The organism is Desulfotomaculum copahuensis (assembly GCF_001655685.1).
Lineage (GTDB): Bacteria > Bacillota > Desulfotomaculia > Desulfotomaculales > Desulfovirgulaceae > Desulfotomaculum_G > Desulfotomaculum_G copahuensis.
The window spans coordinates 20,141-37,020 of sequence record NZ_LYVF01000178.1; the positions used below are offsets into that span (position 1 = coordinate 20,141).

The window sequence follows — 16,880 nt, forward strand, 5'->3', positions numbered from 1 at the left end:
ATGACCGGCGAACGCAACGATGCTAGCGGCGGGCCGGACAAGAAGAGTGAACTGCGCGGCATGACCGGCGAACACAGCGTGAGTGCCCGCCCTGATCAAGGAAGTTTGACAGGCGGCAAAACCGCCGGACGCAAATGCTCCGGTGGCGGCAATGCCGGAACAGGTGCCACCGGTTGGGCTGAGAGGGGCAATAAGGCCGCTAAAGACAACACCGCCGCGGATGCCGCCGGCGATGCCGTTATCGCCAGTAGCGGGACGGACGAACTTTTCCACCGCCTTGCCGCCGTTCTGGAAAAGCAGAGCAGTCTGATCAGCGCCCTGAGCGAAGCTGGCCGCCGGCAGACGGAAGCCCTGCGCGTTAACGACCTGACGGCCTTCAACGAAACCGTGCGCCTTCAGGAGTCACTGGCCGGCGAACTGGCCGCCCGGGAGAAAGAGCGGCTCAAACTGCTGGCGGGGCTGCCAAAACCCCCCGGCGGGGAGGAAGAGAACCGGTTGGCCGTTCTGGCCGCCGGGGCGCCCAAACCGCTGCATGATAAGCTGCTCGCCCTGCGGGCGCAGCTGCGCGCAGGCGTGCGGGAACTGCGGCAGGTGACGGACGCCAACCGCTACATCATCCACTGGTGCCGCGATTTCAACGCCCGGCTGCTCAAAATCACCGCTGCGGCCCGGGGCGGCACCTACGGCGCGGACGGCGGCGTGAGCAGCGGACAGGCGGTAACGGGACTTGACCGCTCGGTTTAAGAGTGCAGAATGGAGGGAGCGCAAATGAAAATCGGCGCAGGCGGCCTGCAGGCCCTGATCACATCCGATTCGTCAATCACCCGCAAGGTGGAGCCGGTACAGCCGGTCCGTTCCGTCACGGACACAAAGGAACAGGAGCAGAGCGCCATCTCCGCCCACCAGCCGGCCTACCAGGCCACCGACCTGAACAAAGCGGTGGCCATGCTGAACAAGGCGGCGGAGATGTTCAATCAGCCCTTCGCCTTCCAGCTGGACGAAAAGACGCAGTCGGTCGGCGTATCCGAAAGAGAAAGCGGCCGGCCGCTGACCACGCTGAGCGCGGACCGGACCCTGGCCATGATGGACCACATGCAGCGCGCCGTGGGCGTGGTCATCGACCAGTACATTTAGCCCGCGCATCCCGGGCGGCAGCCGCGGCTGCCGCCCGGGATGAACGGATCGTCGACCGGCATATTTAGCCCGCGCGGTTCCGGGGCGGTGAATGTTCAGCCGCCGGAAACGGCCGGCTCTGCAGCGGCGCCGGCAGGAATGAAGCCCCGCTCTTCGCCTCCGGCCGCGAAATATGTTGGAAACCAGTAGATAACGATACCGGTATTTTTCATCGGCGCTTGCGCCCGATCGTCCGGGACTTTATACCGATGAATAACGGATACCGGCTCGCGGCAAACGGACGACGCGTACAATGTTCGCCGGCCAATACATAGATCGGAGTGAAGAAACTTGCTTTCCACCTTTTTCGGCCTGGAAATCGCCCGCCGGGCGCTTAATGCCGAGCAGGCCGCCACGGATGTCACCGGCCACAATATCGCCAACGCCAGCGCGCCTGGTTACTCCCGGCAGAGAGCCGACCAGGTGGCCAGCGATCCCTACACCATACCTTCCCTGGGCAGTCCGGTAATGGCCCAGCAGGTCGGCACCGGGGTGATGGTAAGTCAGATCGAGCGCATTCGCGACAGCTTTCTGGACGGCCAGTACCGGGAACAGAACTCCCTGCAGGGGCAGTACCAGATCATCAGTCAGACCTTGAACGAAGTGCAGACTATTTTCCTGGACCCGTCTGCCAATGGGCTCAATCCGGTACTGGACAACTTTTTCAATTCCTGGCAGGAACTGAGCAAGAACGCGGAAAGCATGCCTATTCGCACTTCACTGCTTGGCAGCGCCGAGACCCTATGCGCCACTTTCAACAACATCAGCAGCCAGTTGAAAACGGCGGAAGACAACCTGGCCGCGACATCGCCCGGGCCGTCGCCGGGTACGGATCTGCTGGTGGCCGATGTGAACAAAGTCAATAAAATTGCCTCTCAGATCAACGACTTGAACACTCAAATTATAAAGATCAAAGGCATGGGTGAGCAGCCGAACGACCTGCTCGACCAAAGGGACAATCTGCTGGATCAGCTTTCGCAATTAATGAATATCACCGTCACCCAGGAAAGTAACGACGGGATAAAAGTAACATTCGGCAGTGCCAATGCCACCTTGATTACCACAACCGCTTCCGCCACGGTGAATACCTTGTCGGCTACAGCCACTTTATCCGCCGGGGGTGCATTGACCATTTCTTATCACCTTTACAACCCCTCGAATAACATTACCGCTTCCGGCAGTATTTCCAACACGGGCGGGGAACTGACAGGAATAGAAAACGCTTACGAAAATATCATCTCATACCAGCAAAACATGGATAAGCTGGCGAAAACATTGATCTCGGCTGTCAACTACCTGCATGCCAAGAATGGGCTGACTTTAAAGGTATCGGCCGGCGGGACCATCACAGTCGGTTCGGCGGGCGGGACCTTTTTCACCGGCAGTGCGGCCGGGAACATTCAAGTGAATGCCCAACTGCTCACATATCCGAACCTGGTGGCCGCCGCCTCCGCCGGAGCGACCACTTCCGCAATCGGCTCGGCGGGCAATGCTTTGGCCATGGCGAATTTGCAGAACAGCGCCATCCTGAACGGCGCCACATTTGACGGCTATTACCAGTCGATTGTTACCGGTATCGGCTCCGACACGCAGCGCAACAGTCAGTTGGCCGCCAACCAGCAGACACTGGTGGATCAGGTGAATAACCTGCGCCAGTCGGTGTCCGGCGTGAATATGGACGAGGAAATGACCAACCTGATGCAATATCAGCACGGCTACCAGGCCGCTGCGCGTCTGGTCACGGTGCTGGACGACATGCTGGACACCTTGATTAACAAGATGGGCTAAAGGGGGCGGCTATTTTGCGGATAACCAACCAGATGACGGCGACCCTGGTACTGAATGATCTCAACAACTGCATGGAGCAACTGCAAAATACACAGTTAAAACTGTCGTCCGGGCACAACATCAACCAACCCTCCGATGATCCGGCGGGAACAGCCAGGGTGATGGCATATAACACCGCTCTTTCCGCCAACGGACAGTACCAGCGGAACATCAACGACGCCAGCGGGTGGCTGAAAACCACGGACCAGGCGCTGGCCAATATCGGCAGCGCCCTGCAGCGAGTGCGGACGCTGACCGTGGAAGGGGCCAACGCCACTCTGACCGGCAACGACCGGCAGGCGCTGGCACAGGAAGTGGACCAGTTGATCAATAATGTGGCTGACAACGCTAACGCCAGTTATGGTAGTCGCTACATATTTGGAGGCAACCACACCGGCGGCAGGCCCTTCACGGTAAACAACGACGCCAACGGCGAGCCGCAAAGCGTGACCTATACTGGCGACCAGGGCCAGTTGAACTATGAGATCAGTCAGAATGTAACAATGCAGATCAACGTGAACGCCGACTCAAGCACATCCGGTAACATTAAGATGAGCGATATATTCAGCGATCTAATCAATATCCGTGACCACCTGAAAAACAGTGACACCAACAGCTTATCCGGCTCCGACCTGTCAAACCTGGATCGGGACATGAACAACCTTCTCTCCGCCCGGGCCAGCGTCGGCGCCAGGCTGAACCGGCTGTCCCTGTCCCTGGGGCAGGCGCAGACGGCCAATCTCAACCTGACCGGTTCGAAGGCCGACATTTATGATGTGGACATTGCCCGGGCCATTACCGATTTCAATATGCAGCAGAACGCCTACCAGGGTGCCTTGAACGTGGCCGCCCGGATCATCCAGCCCACTCTGGTGGATTTTTTGAAATAGGCGGGAAAATAGGACTTCATCCTGGTTAGTGCCACTAAAGCTTGTGTTGGAGAGCGCCGATTATATTATTGAAGCGTGAAATCCAACTTTCGCGGCCGCGGATTGCTTGGATAAGCAAATGATCACTTGAAAGGGAGGAAAAAAAGCATGTTTGTCAACACCAATATCAGCGCACTTTTCGCCGCCGACCAGTTGAACAATACCCAGAACGCTTTGTCGAAAGATTTGCAGCAGTTGTCTTCCGGGCTCCGGATCAACAGCGCCTCCGACGACGCCGCCGGGCTGGCCATTTCCCAGCGGATGACCGGGCAGATCAACGGCTTTACCCAGGCCAACCGCAACGCCCAGGACGGCATCAGCCTGATCCAGACTGCGGACGGCGCCATGGCCACCATCGGCAACATCCTGCAGCGCATGCGCACACTGGCCGTACAGTCGGCCAACGCCACAAACACCACCAGCGACCGTCAGAAGATTGTGGGCGAGATGAAACAGCTTCAGTTAGACATAAACCGAATTGCCCAACAGACTCAGTTCAATACCCAGTACCTAATGACTGGCTCCTTTAGCAGCCGGAAATTCCAAATTGGAGCCAATACAGGACAGTTTATATCCCTGAGCATCGCTAACATGGTTGCTGGTTCGGGCGGACTCAAAGGAATGTCCGGTCTCGGATTAACGCAAATAAGCAATTTGGGGCAAGGTAAATTGGGTTCACAGGCTTCTTTATCTTCAGCCATGATTACAACTATTGACAATGCTATTGATAGTGTGTCAAAAGAGCGTGCCAACTTGGGCGCTGTGCAGAATCGTTTGACATACGCTTCAAACAATATGCAGACGGCTGTGGAAAACCTCTCTGCTGCGAATGCCCGCATCACCAATGTGGACATGGCCACTACGATGGTGGACTTCACCAAGAACCAGATCCTGCAGCAAGCGGGCACCTCCATGCTCGCCCAGGCCAATGCCATGCCGCAGAGTATCCTCAAACTGCTCGGTTAGACGGAAAGCCGCTTAGCCGGAGAGCCGGCCGGAAAACGGCCGGCTCTTATCACATAATTAGCACCTACATTAAAAGGGGCGCTGAATAGTGAAAATCTTTCTGAACGAAAGCGCGGTTTGCGATGAGGATAAACCCGCGGCTATGTCGCATCTCGGCACGATCATGCGCGAAATTGAACAAAATAACCTGGTAGTGCGTTTATTTAAAATTGACGGCGTTGATTGTGAGTTTACGCGAGAGGGAAGTGTTGATGCCTGCAGGGATGCGGACCTGGTTGAATTGAAAATCTGCTCCCTGCCCGAGTTGCTGCGGGAAGCGTTGGACGACGCGAAAGAATACCTGCCCCGGTTGTCGCGTGGATTACGCCGGGCGGCGGAATTTTTTGTTACCGGTCTGGAAGGGGAGGGCGTGAATATCTTCCTGCAGTCGCTGGACGGCCTGGGGTGGTTTGAACAACTGAACGAATCGCTTGTTAGTGGTATTCATGCTTTTCTGCCGGAGGGTTTTACAGACCGTTTGAGCGGGCACCGGAGCAGCATGGCCGACCTGTTGGCGGCCTGGGAGAACCAGGATTATCTGTTGGTTGGTGACATCCTTGATTACGAACTGGCACCCTTTCTGGAATATTTTACTGAACAGCTGCCATTATTAAAGGAACTTATGAGCAGTGAGAAAAATGTTATTGGAGACAAATCTTAATGCACTGAAGAAAACCGATTCTTATTTGGCCTCAATAATTGAACAGGCGCGGGCAGATCAAAGCTGTCGCCTGCTCAAGGCTGCGAACGGATTGCCCACCGCGGTTGCCTTTGATGGCGGTAAGCCGGCATTTTTGCATAGCCGGTATGATCCCGTGCGTGAGGCCATGTCCTGGGCGGAAGTGCAAAAAATTGCATCTGTTCAAGCACTGGCTCTCTTGGGCTTTGGCCTTGGCTACCACGTAAGGGCTTTAATAAACCGCTTGCAGCCGGATCAACAGTTGCGTGTATATCAATTTGGCCTGGGCAGTTTTAAAAGGGCTTTGGAAAGTATGAACCTTGTGGATTTGCTGCTGGATCACCGGTTGTCACTGATTGTAGAAGACGATCAGGCCGTTCTGGCCGGTGATTTGGCGGGATTGTTGAAATCCGGCGCGCAACTGCTCATTCACGAACCGAGTCTGCGCGCGTTTCCCAAAGGACCGCTTTGGGAGACTATAAATGAATGGCGGATTAAGAAAGCTTCAGTCATCCGTTTTGGCAGATTGCTGGAGGATAATTACAATGCCAACCTGCCGGTTTTAAGCAGCATTCCGCTAATTAACGATTATTTCGGCAGGCTTGCCGGACAGCCGCTTTTGCTGGCGGCAGGTGGTCCTTCCCTGGATGAAATTATACCTTATCTACATTGTAAGAAAGAGCTTTTTGTGCTGGCGGTGGGCACCGCCCTGGCCCCGCTGATGAAGGCGGGAATTCGTCCGGATATGGTGATAGTAACAGACCCGCTGCCGGTTATAGCCAGACAGCTAACTTCGATTGATGCCGGTACACCACTAATCATACTGCCAACTGTTTCTCCAGCTGTGATTTCCGGTCGTTTTTCTCAGTTAATCCTTGCTCTGCAGGAAGGGTTTGGCCCGGCGGAAGAGATGGCGGAGCAAAGAGGGGCGGAGCTGATCGCAACAGGCGGTTCAGTGAGCACCACCGCCCTGGATATTGCCATCCGGATGGGGGCGAAACCGATCATGCTGGCCGGGTTGGATTTGGCCTACCCGTCCGGTAAAATGCATGCCACCGGCACCATGCATGGAGATAATGTTTTGTGGGTACAAGATGAAATGGTTGTTACCGGTGTTGATGGATCTCCGGTGGTTACAACCCCGGTATTAAACATCTACCGCCGTTGGATCGAACGAAGGATTGCGCAGGCGGAAGATCTGGAAGTTGTAAACCTTTCCCCGTCCGGAGCGTGCATAGCAAATACAAAGGCTTTGGCGCCCGCGTTTTTGCTAAATTATTTTGTTGGGGGCAAGCAGTGTAATCATGTCCAGATATAAGCAGGATTCGAATTGTTATCAAATCGTGCGTTCCCGTGCCGGCCTTCCAACCATTAAAGCAAATGCCGACGGGCGGGAAATATGGCTGCACAGCCCTTATGACCCGGTACGTGAGGCTGAACGGTGGGCTTCCGGGGTGACTCTGGATGACAGGCACGTGCCAGTGGTAGTGGGCCTCGGGCTCGGTTACCACGTGGCGGAATTGGCTCGCAGGTTCCCGCACAGAAAAATGCTTGTATTGGAACCGGTACGAAAGCTATATGATATGGCTATAAGCGAGCCGCAGGTTACCGGGTTGCTTTCCAATAACGATATCAACCTTTTCGTGGGCGATGACGCGTCAGCACTTGATAGCTTTTTGACCCAAAATGTAAATCTCTATGGAAAGGAAGAATTGGAGTTTATTGAATACCCTCCTCTGGCGCGGTTTTTCAGAGAAGAATTTGACCAGATTGAGCGCAGAATGGTGGACGGGTTGAATACACTTTCGCTTTCATTAAATACAACGCTGGCTCTATCCAAGGCGTGGACAGATAACTTTTTTGCCAACCTGCCATATATAATTGACAATCCGGGTGTGAAAGAGCTTTTCGGCGCATTTTCGGGACGGCCGGGTGTAATTGTTTCCGCCGGGCCGTCTTTGAGTAATAATATTCACCTGCTCAAAGACGTTAAGGGGAAAGGTTTAATCATTGTCGTGGGTACAGCAGTTAAACCTGTGCTGCAGAGCGGGGTTATTCCCGATCTGGTGGTTACAATTGACGGCAGTCTGCCGAATTACCGCCATTTTGAGGATCTGGTCACCAGGGACTTTCCGCTTGCCTTTTACCCTTCAGCGTATCCGATCATAATTTCTGAACATTCCGGGCCGCTCCTGACTATGAACGACGTTTTCTTCGGCCATTGGCTGCAGAAAATAACAGGACAGGATAAGGGCTGGATTTCCACCGGGCCGTCCGTGGCCAATGTGTCTTTTGATATAGCCGTTCAATTAGGTTTGAACCCCATAGTGTTTATTGGACAGGACCTGGCTTTCACCGGTGGGCACACGCACGCCTCCGGCACAGTTTACGCCAAAGACGCGCCGGATGGTGCCTTGCTTGAGGTTACGGGGATCAACGGGGGGACGGTCCGGACTGACAGAACGCTAAATGCCATGCGGGATTGGTTGAATAAAAGGATATCCCTGCTGCCGGACAATATTGAGGTAATCAACGCCACCGAGGGCGGGGCAAAAATTGAAGGTACCAAGGTCATGACTTTCCGTGAAGCGATCGATAGATACTTTAATGAGGACTTTCCCGCGGGAGAAATCATCAGGAAAACCTGCAATAATGCGCCTCCGTTATCTGAGAAAAAGAAAGCTCGATTAATAAAAACACTGATCAAGGCCCGGGCGAAAATGTCTAAAATATCCGCTTCAGCTTCCAAGGGTATGCTTTACGCTGAGAAATTGAAAAGATGTTATGAAAAAAAGGCAATCAATCAATCACGGGTTGATACACTGCTCCAAAAACTGGACCGCGTGGATGAGAAAATTAAAAAATGCCGGGAGGCCAGCCGCCTGTTAAATTTGCTTTATCAACCGGCTCAATTCAGGTTGGAAGTGTCCTTCGAACCGGCTGATGATGAATCGGAGAAAGACAAGGGCCGCCGCCTGGCGGACAAATCCCAAATTCTTTATTTAGGAATAAAGGAAGCCGCCGAACACGCTGCAGAGATAATTGGTGCGGTGGTGAGTAAATTGGATGGCAGAAAGGATGGTTTATCCGGTGCAAGCACCCTTTCAGAATCCATACCGGCGTTACCGGGAACAGAGCATTCAGACCGCCTCCCCGGGCAAGTTGATTATAATGCTTTATGACGGACTGGTTAGTTCCTTAAGTCAGGCCGGGGAGGCCATCCGTGACGGACGGATTGAGGAAGCACACAACAAGCTGATCAAATCGCAGGATATCATTCTGGAACTGGATGCCAGTTTAAATATGGAGTTCGAGATTTCCCGCCATCTGCACGCGGTTTATGATTTTCTTTACCGTCAGGCTGTCAAGGCCAATGTGGACAAGGATTTCAAAATAGCGGAAAGCTGCCTGGTTATGGCAAGGGAATTGAGGGACGCCTGGCTTCAAGCGGCTAACAGCCAGGTTGGCTCTACCCTGGCAAGTTCCGCAGATGCGAAATGAAATGTTATTGGGAATAAGGAGTGTGAACAGGGATGAAGTTGCCGGAAGTTGCCCCTTTGCCAATCCCGCAAAGTGAAAAAATATCCAGTGATAAAGGTGCGCCAACAATGGTGCCCGTAGCAATAACGCAATCAGCCGGGCAAAAAAACGACGCCAATCTTTTGAACAAAACGGAATTGGAACAGGCGGCAAAAAAGGTCAACGATACCCTGTCCGCCTTCAACATCCAGGAAAGGTTTGTCATCGGCGACAAAAGCGGCGATGTGGTTGTATATTTAATCAATACGGCAAAGCATGAAATAATCTGCCGCATCCCGCCAGAACGTGTTTTGAACGCCGCCAGGCAGCTCAAAGAATATATCGGCATGTTTCTAAACGAGTGGATTTAAGAGGGGGGTAATCTCATGACCAGTCCGATAAGTCTGACCGGCCTGTCTTCCGGCTTTGACTGGGGCTCTCTGATTGACCAGTTGATCCAGGCCGACAGCGCGCCCGTTACACAGATGCAGCAGCAGCAGAGTCAGATTACCACGCAGCAGAGCGACTGGAACAACCTCAGTCAGAAGTTAAATACACTGTCCTCGGCATTGCAGGCCTACAGCAGCTTAACCATCGACAGCACGTTCAACGTCCAGTCGGTGACGTCCGGCAATCAGAACCTGGTTACCGCCAGCGTGGCCACCGACAGCAACGGGAATATCATTTCGCCAGCCAACGGCGCCTATACCTTGAGTAATATCGTTCTCGCCAAGCCAGCGTCCATTCTATCCACCACTTCGAACGGTACTTTCCAGAGCGGGCTGTATAATTTTAAAATAATTAATAATGAGTACCTGGCATCCTCACACAGTACAATCAGTGTAACCGCCACTATTACAGTTAACGCCTCTTCCCTTGGCGACGTGGCAAATGCGATTAACAAGGTGACCAGCGCCAACGTCTCTGCCACTGTCATCAATAATAAACTGATTATCACGGATAATTACACCGGCCATGTGAATTCCATTGCCATAACCAATACTGCGAATAACAGCCTGGTGGCGGGACTCGGGTTGACTGCCGCCGGAACCAGGGCGGGGACAGACGGCAGCTTTAATGTTACTTACAACGGTATAATCACTTCCGTTACCACCTATTCCAACACAGTTAATAATGCTATCAACGGCTTAACCATAAATCTGCTTAATAATGTTACCTCAGCTTCGGTGACCATCACCGTGGCCAATGATGCAAGCAAGGTCATGAGCGGCATCCAAACCATGGTCAATGATTACAATGACGTCATGGACTATATCAATCAGCTTTACTACGGCACGGCCAGCAAAACAGTAAGCGCCATGGCCAGTTCATCAGCGGCCCAAACCTACGGGGCACTGAATGGTGATTTTACGCTGGTCAACATTCAGTCAACGCTGCTGTCCAAAATGCAGCAGGATTTCTCCGGAAGAACCGGTGTTGTTAATCAGTACAACACGCTGCGCTCCATCGGCATTTCGACTGATGACGCCAGCGACTCGATGGGCTTTAACGAAGAAGGCAAAATGTCGATTGACACTACCCAGTTGCAGCAGGCCCTCACAAGCAACCCGCAGGCGGTTAAAGCCCTGCTGCAGCAGCTCAGTTCCGATTTGACCGACCTGAGCAGCGGATATATCACCAACCTGGTTTCTACCACCGCCAATGGCCAGGGATTGATCCCCACGGTGGTGCAGTCCCTGCAAAACAATTATAACGATTTGAGCGATCAAATTCAGGCGTTGCAGGATAATCTTACCCAGGAGAGAAATATGCTTACGCAGCAGTTTACCGCCATGGAACAGGCCATGGCCCAGGCCAAGGCACAGAGCAACTGGTTCGCCCAGCAAATGGCAGCGTTGCCCGCAGGGTAGGGAGACAAAAATGGATAACAAAAACCGGCAAGCGAGGGGAAACTTTTTAGAAGCGATGGAGGCTTTGAACCGTCTGGAAGGGTTGCTGGAGGAACAAAGCCGGCTCATTAAAAACGATCAAATTAAGGACTTACCTGCTGTTTTTAAATCAATACAGGAAATCCAGGCGATTTACGAAAATGCGTCCAGAAACATGTCCGTTATAGCTGTCAATGATCATGGTATAAATCGTCAGTATCCTGAGTCGAATTATATATCTGACGAACAAAGAATGGCCATGGCAAAGAAATTGGACGAGCTAAAAAAAGGGAACGACGGGTTGGTTGTCGAATTAAATAATGCTATGGATAGATTAAAAGGACAACTTGAAGGCGTAAACAAGGGATTGCAAATAATCCAGACTTACCGTAACATGCTTAAATATTATAAGTTCCACAGAATCGATAGGTTTGGATAAGTCCAAGTTTATTTGTTAAAAAACGCCGGGCCATTTACGTTGATATTTCAATCGTTTTTCGATAGAAAAGAGTTAAGGCAAGTAACATTATTGTGGGAGTGAAATAAATTAAATGACATGCCGGATACTCGCATTAAAAGCAACAGGTGTGGCAGCACCGTATGTTATAGCTGATATGGCCGAGGCCTTATCTGATCTAGGACATGAGGTGCATGTTATTGAACTGACAGAGTTATTTAAGCTTCCGGCCAACCTAATTATAGAAAGATTGCATTCAATTAACCCGGATTTTGCTTTAATGTATGGCGTTTCCGGATTAATACATATAAGCCATAATTCAAGAGAGATTAATTTATTGAACGATTTAGACATTCCTTTTGCCTGCCTCATATGTGACAATCCCGAGCTAATAATGAAAACATTAAAATGGGCAAATTGTTCATTGATGCATCTTTTTGTATGGGATGAGGTTTATGAGTCTGAGCTTAGGAAGTTGGGATTTAATCATACGTATCCCTTCGCCCTGGCTACAAACGCCAGACGGTTTGCCCAAATTGCAGCAAATGTTAACAAGGAACCTGAATTTCGTGTTCCATTGGCTTTTATTGGATCCCTCCCCAATTCAGAGTCCATATTCAGGCTTCAAAATGAAATTGGGTTGCCATCTCTTCTCTTGGAAGCCCTTTTAAGAGTAAGGAAACATAATCCGTTATGGACTTGGCGACATTGTATACATTCCCTTTGCGAAAATCTAGGAGAAGAATCGGCAAAAGAGCTTGAATTGCTTGTAAATAGTCCGGGTTTTGATAAGGTTAATTTATTTTTGGACTGGCATCTGACTTATGTGAACCGCTCAGGCATAGTGCAGTTTCTTGAGTCAGAAGGATTGAATATTTGGGGCGGTGAAAACTGGCGCAGTGTGTTACGTGATGCTAACGCCTACCGGGGTAGAATCGATTATGAGACCGAAACGCCAATTTTGTACCGGTCAGCAGATATAATTATTGATGTTCCTTCAGCGCAGCTTTTAACCTCTGTTAATCAGCGAGTTTTCGATGTGTTGGCAGCAGGGGGATTCGTTGTCACGCATCATCAGCCTGATCTAGACAAGTTTTTTAAGGTGGGGAAAGAGATATGCTCTTACCGCTCTAAAAATGAACTAATAAAAAGAATTAAACATTATTTGACATGCCCTGACGATAGACAGGAAATAATTGATGCCGGACGCGCGCGCGTTTTGAAGGAGCATACTTATGAGCTGAGAGCAAAATACCTCATTGATATTATGGAAAAAGTTATAGAAAAGCGGCGATCGGTTGTCCCTCAATTGGCTTCAACCTATTTCCGACACATTTCATGTAACATATGTGAAAGAGGTCAGAGTGTAGATCTCTTTACTATACAGTATCCCTACGGGGGAACAGAACTCGAATTTAAAATGGTTCTCTGCCAAAACTGTGGTCTCGCCTATAACAACCCCCAGTGGAATCCTGAGTTAATTGCGGATTTTTACAGAGAGAAATACCACCGTACGCCCAACCAGCATGAACAAGATGTAAAGGTGATAAATATCGCTGTTCCCTGCTATGAACAGGAATTGGATTTTTTGGAGGAGTATATAGGATCTCCGGCAAGGATACTTGATGTAGGTTCAGGAACAGGAAGCTTTACTGCCGTGACTGCTGCACGCGGCTATGAGGCCTGGGGAGTTGAACCTTACCGGAAAGCCGTTGAGACTGCGATCAGACTATTTAGTAAGTGTGGTGGTCAGTATCTTGAAGGGTATTTGGAAGATCTCGTGTTACCTAAAGCATACTTTAATGCCTTAGTGTTTAACGATGTTCTCGAGCATTTGCATAAACCGAAGCAAATCCTACTCCTGGCCAGAGATTTACTTGTGTCTGGTGGTTTCCTATTAGTGACAGTGCCAGACGTTGAAAGTGTGATAGCTAAAGTACAGGGTTATTTAGGTCAACTATGGGGCCCTCCTTTTCACCTTTATGGATTTACAAGGCGAACAGTTAAAAAGTTATTAGAATCAGCAGGTTTTGAAGTATTGAAATGTCGTACCGGCTTAATGTATTCCGGGCAGATAATGGTTATTGGTAAAAAATATTTCGATTAAAAACATTCCAATGCCTTCATTACGCATTTGTGTTTTTGATTGGCTGGGCGAGAGAACGAGAAATCAAATACTTTCGAGCCATCTTAAAGACACTGAGAGAGTTTCAACGCGATCTTGCTAAGTTGATGGGGGCATACTATTTCAGGAATCTTCCGTTTCTAATGGTCAGTGAAAATATGCCAGTGTTTAACCTGGAATTGCTAAGACTGAATGCATAATTAAGAATTGTGACTTTAATACGTATGTGCCTAGACCTAATCTTAAACAGACCTCAATTTAGAAAGCTGTATAGCGTGAAATGATTTTTATTTGGTGATAATATAACGTGGAGGTTTTACTGAATTGCGGATATTAGTAACCGGTGCTGGTGGATTCATAGGATCGCATTTGTGTGAACAACTAGTCGAACGTAGTCATAAGGTGCGTGCATTTATTCGTTATAATGCCCGTAGCAACTGGGGTTGGTTGGAAGAAAGCACTGTCAAGGATCTAATTGAAATATATGCCGGGGATATTCGGGATTACGACAGCGTAAAAAATGCACTTTCCGGGATGGATGTGGTATTTCACTTGGCGGCATTGATAGGTATTCCGTATTCCTATGTATCACCGCTGGCTTATATAAAAACTAATATTGAGGGTACATATAATGTTTGTCAGGCTGCCAGAGAGTTAGGTATAAATCGAATGGTTCATACTTCTACATCAGAAGTTTACGGTACGGCCCGGTATGTACCTATCGATGAAGAACACCCTCTACATGCCCAGTCTCCTTACGCGGCTTCGAAGATTGCCGCTGATCAGTTGGCTTTAAGTTATCACCATTCCTTCGGACTGCCCGTGGTAGTGGTAAGACCATTCAATACCTTCGGTCCCCGCCAGTCGGCAAGGGCTATCATTCCCACCATTATCACCCAGGTTTTGTCGGGTGCCCGATTAGTACGCCTGGGTAACCTCAACCCGACCCGTGATTTTAACTATGTGCGGGATACCGTTTCCGGAATGATAGCGGCAGGTTTTTCCGATCAGACATTGGGTCGGGTGGTTAATATAGGGAGCGGTCGGGAAGTGTCTATAGGTGAACTGGTGGGGATGATCGAAAGAGTTACCGGAAGAGAAATTGCTGTCCAGCAGGAGGATGTACGGGTCAGACCAGGGAAAAGCGAAGTGGAGCGCCTTCTGTGCGATAACCGCTGGGCAAGCAAATTAACCGGGTGGGTTCCCCGCTATACTTTGGAGGAAGGCCTTTCGGAAACCGTAGAATGGTTCAGGAAAAAACTTCACCTTTACAAGCCGGAGGTTTATTATGTTTAAGCAATCATACCAGAAAAATATGGCAATCAATAGATCCATAGGTTAAATGATTTAAATTTTGACCAGGTACTACAATATACCTGGCTGACGACTCACAATGCTTGGAACGAACAGGGCAGGGTCTAATTTTAATCGTTTTATAGTAAGCATATGTGACTTTGAGTTAAAAGCTCAGGAGGAATTTTCTTTTGACCGTTTTTAATATCCCTTTAGATGCCCCCAATATTGGTGAGTTGGAGAAAGAATTTGTAATCCGTGCTCTTGAAAGCGGCTATGTTTCCTCGGTTGGACCAATGGTTGCCGAGTTTGAGGAGCGCTTTGCCTCATATGTGCGTGTCTCACATGCCGTGGCTACTGTAAATGGCACAGCGGCCCTGCATCTCGCTTTAAGACTTTTAGACATCGGTCCGGGGGATGAAGTTATTGTTCCCGCCCTTACCTTTATTGCCACCGTCAACCCGGTGCTATATGTGGGTGCCACCCCGGTGGTAATCGATGTGGATCCTTTGACATGGAATATTGATCCCGTTGAAGTGGAAAAGGCAATCACAGAACATACACGGGCTATTATTCCCGTCCATTTATACGGCAACCCGGCGGATATGTGCCGGATAGTGGAACTGGCCCGTAAGTATAACCTTTTTGTGGTGGAGGATGCCACTGAAGCACTGGGTGCCACATACGAAGGGCGGTTTACTGGCACCTTTGGCCATATCGGGGTATTCAGTTTTAACGGTAATAAGGTGATTACCACCGGCGGCGGGGGCATGCTGGTGACCGACGATTCCGTCCTGGCCTCACGGGCGCGATTGCTTGTCAACCAGGGGCGGGTACCCGGGGTAATTGAATATGAGCACGTCGAAATGGGGTACAACTATCGGTTGAACAATCTGCAGGCTGCACTGGGTTTGGCCCAACTGGAGCGGTTGCCGGAGTTTTTGGATGCCAAACGGCGTAACACTGCTCTTTATCGCAAACTATTACAGGAAAGATCTGGTCTGAAATGGCAGTGTGAAATGGAGGAGTCAGTCAGCAACTGGTGGCTTTTCTCCATACTGATCGAGCCGGATAAATTTGGTGCAGGCAGGAATGATGTAATGGAAAAAATGAAATCGGCAGGCATTCAAGTGAGGCCGTTATTCATGCCCCTTACAAAGCAACCGGCATATAATCGGTACAATATGAATGAATGCCCGGTGGCTGATTTTTTGCACAAAAACGGAATTAACTTACCAGGCACCAGTCTTCTTAAGGAAGAAGATATTCGGCAGGTATGTCAGGTATTGCTTGAGGTGAAGTAAATATGCCTAAGCCGGCTGGGCTAATCCCCATTGTAATCGTTGGCGCGGGAGGCCACGCAACGGTAATAGCGGAAATAATTAAGAAACAAGGCAAATATGATATAATTGGTTATACGGCTCCCGGTGAACGAGTTCCTGGCGACGATTGGGGGCATGAGTACCTGGGTAATGATGGGATTCTCCCTGATTTGCAGCAAAAAGGTATTGTTTTAGCCGCTATTGGTGTCGGCGGAACCGGTGATAACCGTCTGCGAGCAAAGCTATACAAAGAGGTCAATGAATATGGATTTTCCTTTCCAGTTCTTATTCATCCGTCGGCCACTATTTACAGCAACACGCTCCTGGGAGATGGTACTGTAGTCGCACCTTCTGCGGTGGTCAATCCAGGAGTGCAAATTGGTGTAAATGTAATAATAAACTCCGGTGCCATAATAGAACATCACTGTATAATCAGTAATCACGTTCATGTTTCTCCGGGTGCTGTAATTTGCGGAGGCGTTAAGATGAGTCCCCTGGTCCATGTAGGCGCTGGTTCTGTTCTGGTTCAGGGTGTCAGTTTAGGGGAGGGCGCTATTATTGGAGCAGGGGCGGTTGTGCTACATGATGTGGAGCCATGGACGGTAGTAGCAGGGAACCCGGGGAGGGTTATTAAAAAGCTTAAGCTTAAGGAATGAAATAGA

General features: G+C 50.2%; 16 protein-coding genes. All 16 read left to right on the forward strand.

Going from position 1 to position 16,880, the window contains the following annotated elements:
- Entirely contained in the window at window positions 1-744 is a 744-nt protein-coding gene (locus A6M21_RS13790) for a flagellar protein FlgN (RefSeq protein WP_066669797.1), read from the forward strand.
- A 24-nt stretch (window positions 745-768) separates the two neighbouring features.
- Window positions 769-1,134 carry a flagellar protein FlaG gene (locus A6M21_RS13795; RefSeq protein ID WP_066669799.1) on the forward strand — a complete coding sequence of 122 codons (366 nt, stop codon included), beginning with the start codon at window positions 769-771 and terminating at the stop codon, window positions 1,132-1,134.
- Between the two features lie 330 nt (window positions 1,135-1,464).
- Entirely contained in the window at window positions 1,465-2,961 is a 1,497-nt protein-coding gene (flgK, locus tag A6M21_RS13800; RefSeq protein ID WP_066669801.1) for a flagellar hook-associated protein FlgK, read from the forward strand.
- Window positions 2,962-2,975: 14 nt separating this feature from the next.
- Window positions 2,976-3,890 (forward strand): flagellar hook-associated protein FlgL, encoded by a 915-nt coding sequence (gene flgL / locus A6M21_RS13805; RefSeq protein WP_066669803.1) that lies wholly within the window; start codon window positions 2,976-2,978, stop codon window positions 3,888-3,890.
- Between the two features lie 147 nt (window positions 3,891-4,037).
- Window positions 4,038-4,895, forward strand: coding sequence for a flagellin N-terminal helical domain-containing protein (locus A6M21_RS13810; RefSeq protein ID WP_066669805.1), 858 nt, complete (start codon window positions 4,038-4,040; stop codon window positions 4,893-4,895).
- Window positions 4,896-4,983: 88 nt separating this feature from the next.
- Window positions 4,984-5,595 (forward strand): hypothetical protein, encoded by a 612-nt coding sequence (locus A6M21_RS13815; protein ID WP_066669807.1) that lies wholly within the window; start codon window positions 4,984-4,986, stop codon window positions 5,593-5,595.
- Window positions 5,573-6,931: a motility associated factor glycosyltransferase family protein gene (locus A6M21_RS13820; protein ID WP_066669809.1), complete on the forward strand. Its 1,359-nt coding sequence runs from the start codon at window positions 5,573-5,575 to the stop codon at window positions 6,929-6,931. The genes A6M21_RS13815 and A6M21_RS13820 overlap by 23 nt, the downstream gene beginning before the upstream one ends.
- Window positions 6,918-8,795, forward strand: a complete 1,878-nt coding sequence (locus tag A6M21_RS13825) for a motility associated factor glycosyltransferase family protein (RefSeq protein WP_078060718.1) — start codon at window positions 6,918-6,920, stop codon at window positions 8,793-8,795. The genes A6M21_RS13820 and A6M21_RS13825 overlap by 14 nt, the downstream gene beginning before the upstream one ends.
- Window positions 8,692-9,114, forward strand: coding sequence for a flagellar export chaperone FliS (gene fliS / locus A6M21_RS13830; RefSeq protein ID WP_066669812.1), 423 nt, complete (start codon window positions 8,692-8,694; stop codon window positions 9,112-9,114). The genes A6M21_RS13825 and fliS overlap by 104 nt, the downstream gene beginning before the upstream one ends.
- Before the next feature lie 107 nt (window positions 9,115-9,221).
- The gene (locus A6M21_RS13835; protein WP_161486082.1) at window positions 9,222-9,503 is read left to right on the forward strand and encodes a flagellar protein FlaG; all 282 of its coding nucleotides are present in this window, start codon (window positions 9,222-9,224) and stop codon (window positions 9,501-9,503) included.
- Window positions 9,504-9,518: 15 nt separating this feature from the next.
- Window positions 9,519-11,003, forward strand: coding sequence for a flagellar filament capping protein FliD (gene fliD, locus A6M21_RS13840; protein ID WP_066669814.1), 1,485 nt, complete (start codon window positions 9,519-9,521; stop codon window positions 11,001-11,003).
- Window positions 11,004-11,013: 10 nt separating this feature from the next.
- Window positions 11,014-11,460: a hypothetical protein gene (locus tag A6M21_RS13845; protein WP_066669816.1), complete on the forward strand. Its 447-nt coding sequence runs from the start codon at window positions 11,014-11,016 to the stop codon at window positions 11,458-11,460.
- Between the two features lie 112 nt (window positions 11,461-11,572).
- A complete protein-coding gene (locus A6M21_RS13850; RefSeq protein ID WP_078060722.1) occupies window positions 11,573-13,585 on the forward strand; it encodes a glycosyltransferase family protein in 2,013 nt (670 codons plus the stop codon).
- Between the two features lie 342 nt (window positions 13,586-13,927).
- Window positions 13,928-14,899, forward strand: a complete 972-nt coding sequence (locus tag A6M21_RS13855; RefSeq protein ID WP_066669820.1) for an NAD-dependent 4,6-dehydratase LegB — start codon at window positions 13,928-13,930, stop codon at window positions 14,897-14,899.
- A 188-nt stretch (window positions 14,900-15,087) separates the two neighbouring features.
- Complete coding sequence (locus tag A6M21_RS13860; RefSeq protein ID WP_066669822.1) at window positions 15,088-16,200, forward strand: LegC family aminotransferase; 1,113 nt, start codon at window positions 15,088-15,090, stop codon at window positions 16,198-16,200.
- A gap of 2 nt (window positions 16,201-16,202) precedes the next feature.
- Complete coding sequence (locus A6M21_RS13865) at window positions 16,203-16,874, forward strand: acetyltransferase (RefSeq protein ID WP_066669824.1); 672 nt, start codon at window positions 16,203-16,205, stop codon at window positions 16,872-16,874.
- The last annotated feature ends 6 nt before the right edge of the window (window positions 16,875-16,880 follow it).

Excerpts from the sequence above, each read along its gene's own strand:
- A6M21_RS13810 (WP_066669805.1), top strand. The coding sequence starts at position 4,038 with ATGTTTGTCAACACCAATATCAGCGCACTTTTCGCCGCCGACCAGTTG.
- A6M21_RS13845 (WP_066669816.1), top strand. The coding sequence starts at position 11,014 with ATGGATAACAAAAACCGGCAAGCGAGGGGAAACTTTTTAGAAGCGATG.
- A6M21_RS13865 (WP_066669824.1), top strand. The coding sequence starts at position 16,203 with ATGCCTAAGCCGGCTGGGCTAATCCCCATTGTAATCGTTGGCGCGGGA.
- A6M21_RS13820 (WP_066669809.1), top strand. The coding sequence starts at position 5,573 with ATGTTATTGGAGACAAATCTTAATGCACTGAAGAAAACCGATTCTTAT.
- A6M21_RS13835 (WP_161486082.1), top strand. The coding sequence starts at position 9,222 with ATGGTGCCCGTAGCAATAACGCAATCAGCCGGGCAAAAAAACGACGCC.
- fliS (WP_066669812.1), top strand. The coding sequence starts at position 8,692 with ATGGTTTATCCGGTGCAAGCACCCTTTCAGAATCCATACCGGCGTTAC.
- A6M21_RS13825 (WP_078060718.1), top strand. The coding sequence starts at position 6,918 with ATGTCCAGATATAAGCAGGATTCGAATTGTTATCAAATCGTGCGTTCC.
- A6M21_RS13790 (WP_066669797.1), top strand. The coding sequence starts at position 1 with ATGACCGGCGAACGCAACGATGCTAGCGGCGGGCCGGACAAGAAGAGT.
- fliD (WP_066669814.1), top strand. The coding sequence starts at position 9,519 with ATGACCAGTCCGATAAGTCTGACCGGCCTGTCTTCCGGCTTTGACTGG.
- A6M21_RS13795 (WP_066669799.1), top strand. The coding sequence starts at position 769 with ATGAAAATCGGCGCAGGCGGCCTGCAGGCCCTGATCACATCCGATTCG.
- A6M21_RS13850 (WP_078060722.1), top strand. The coding sequence starts at position 11,573 with ATGACATGCCGGATACTCGCATTAAAAGCAACAGGTGTGGCAGCACCG.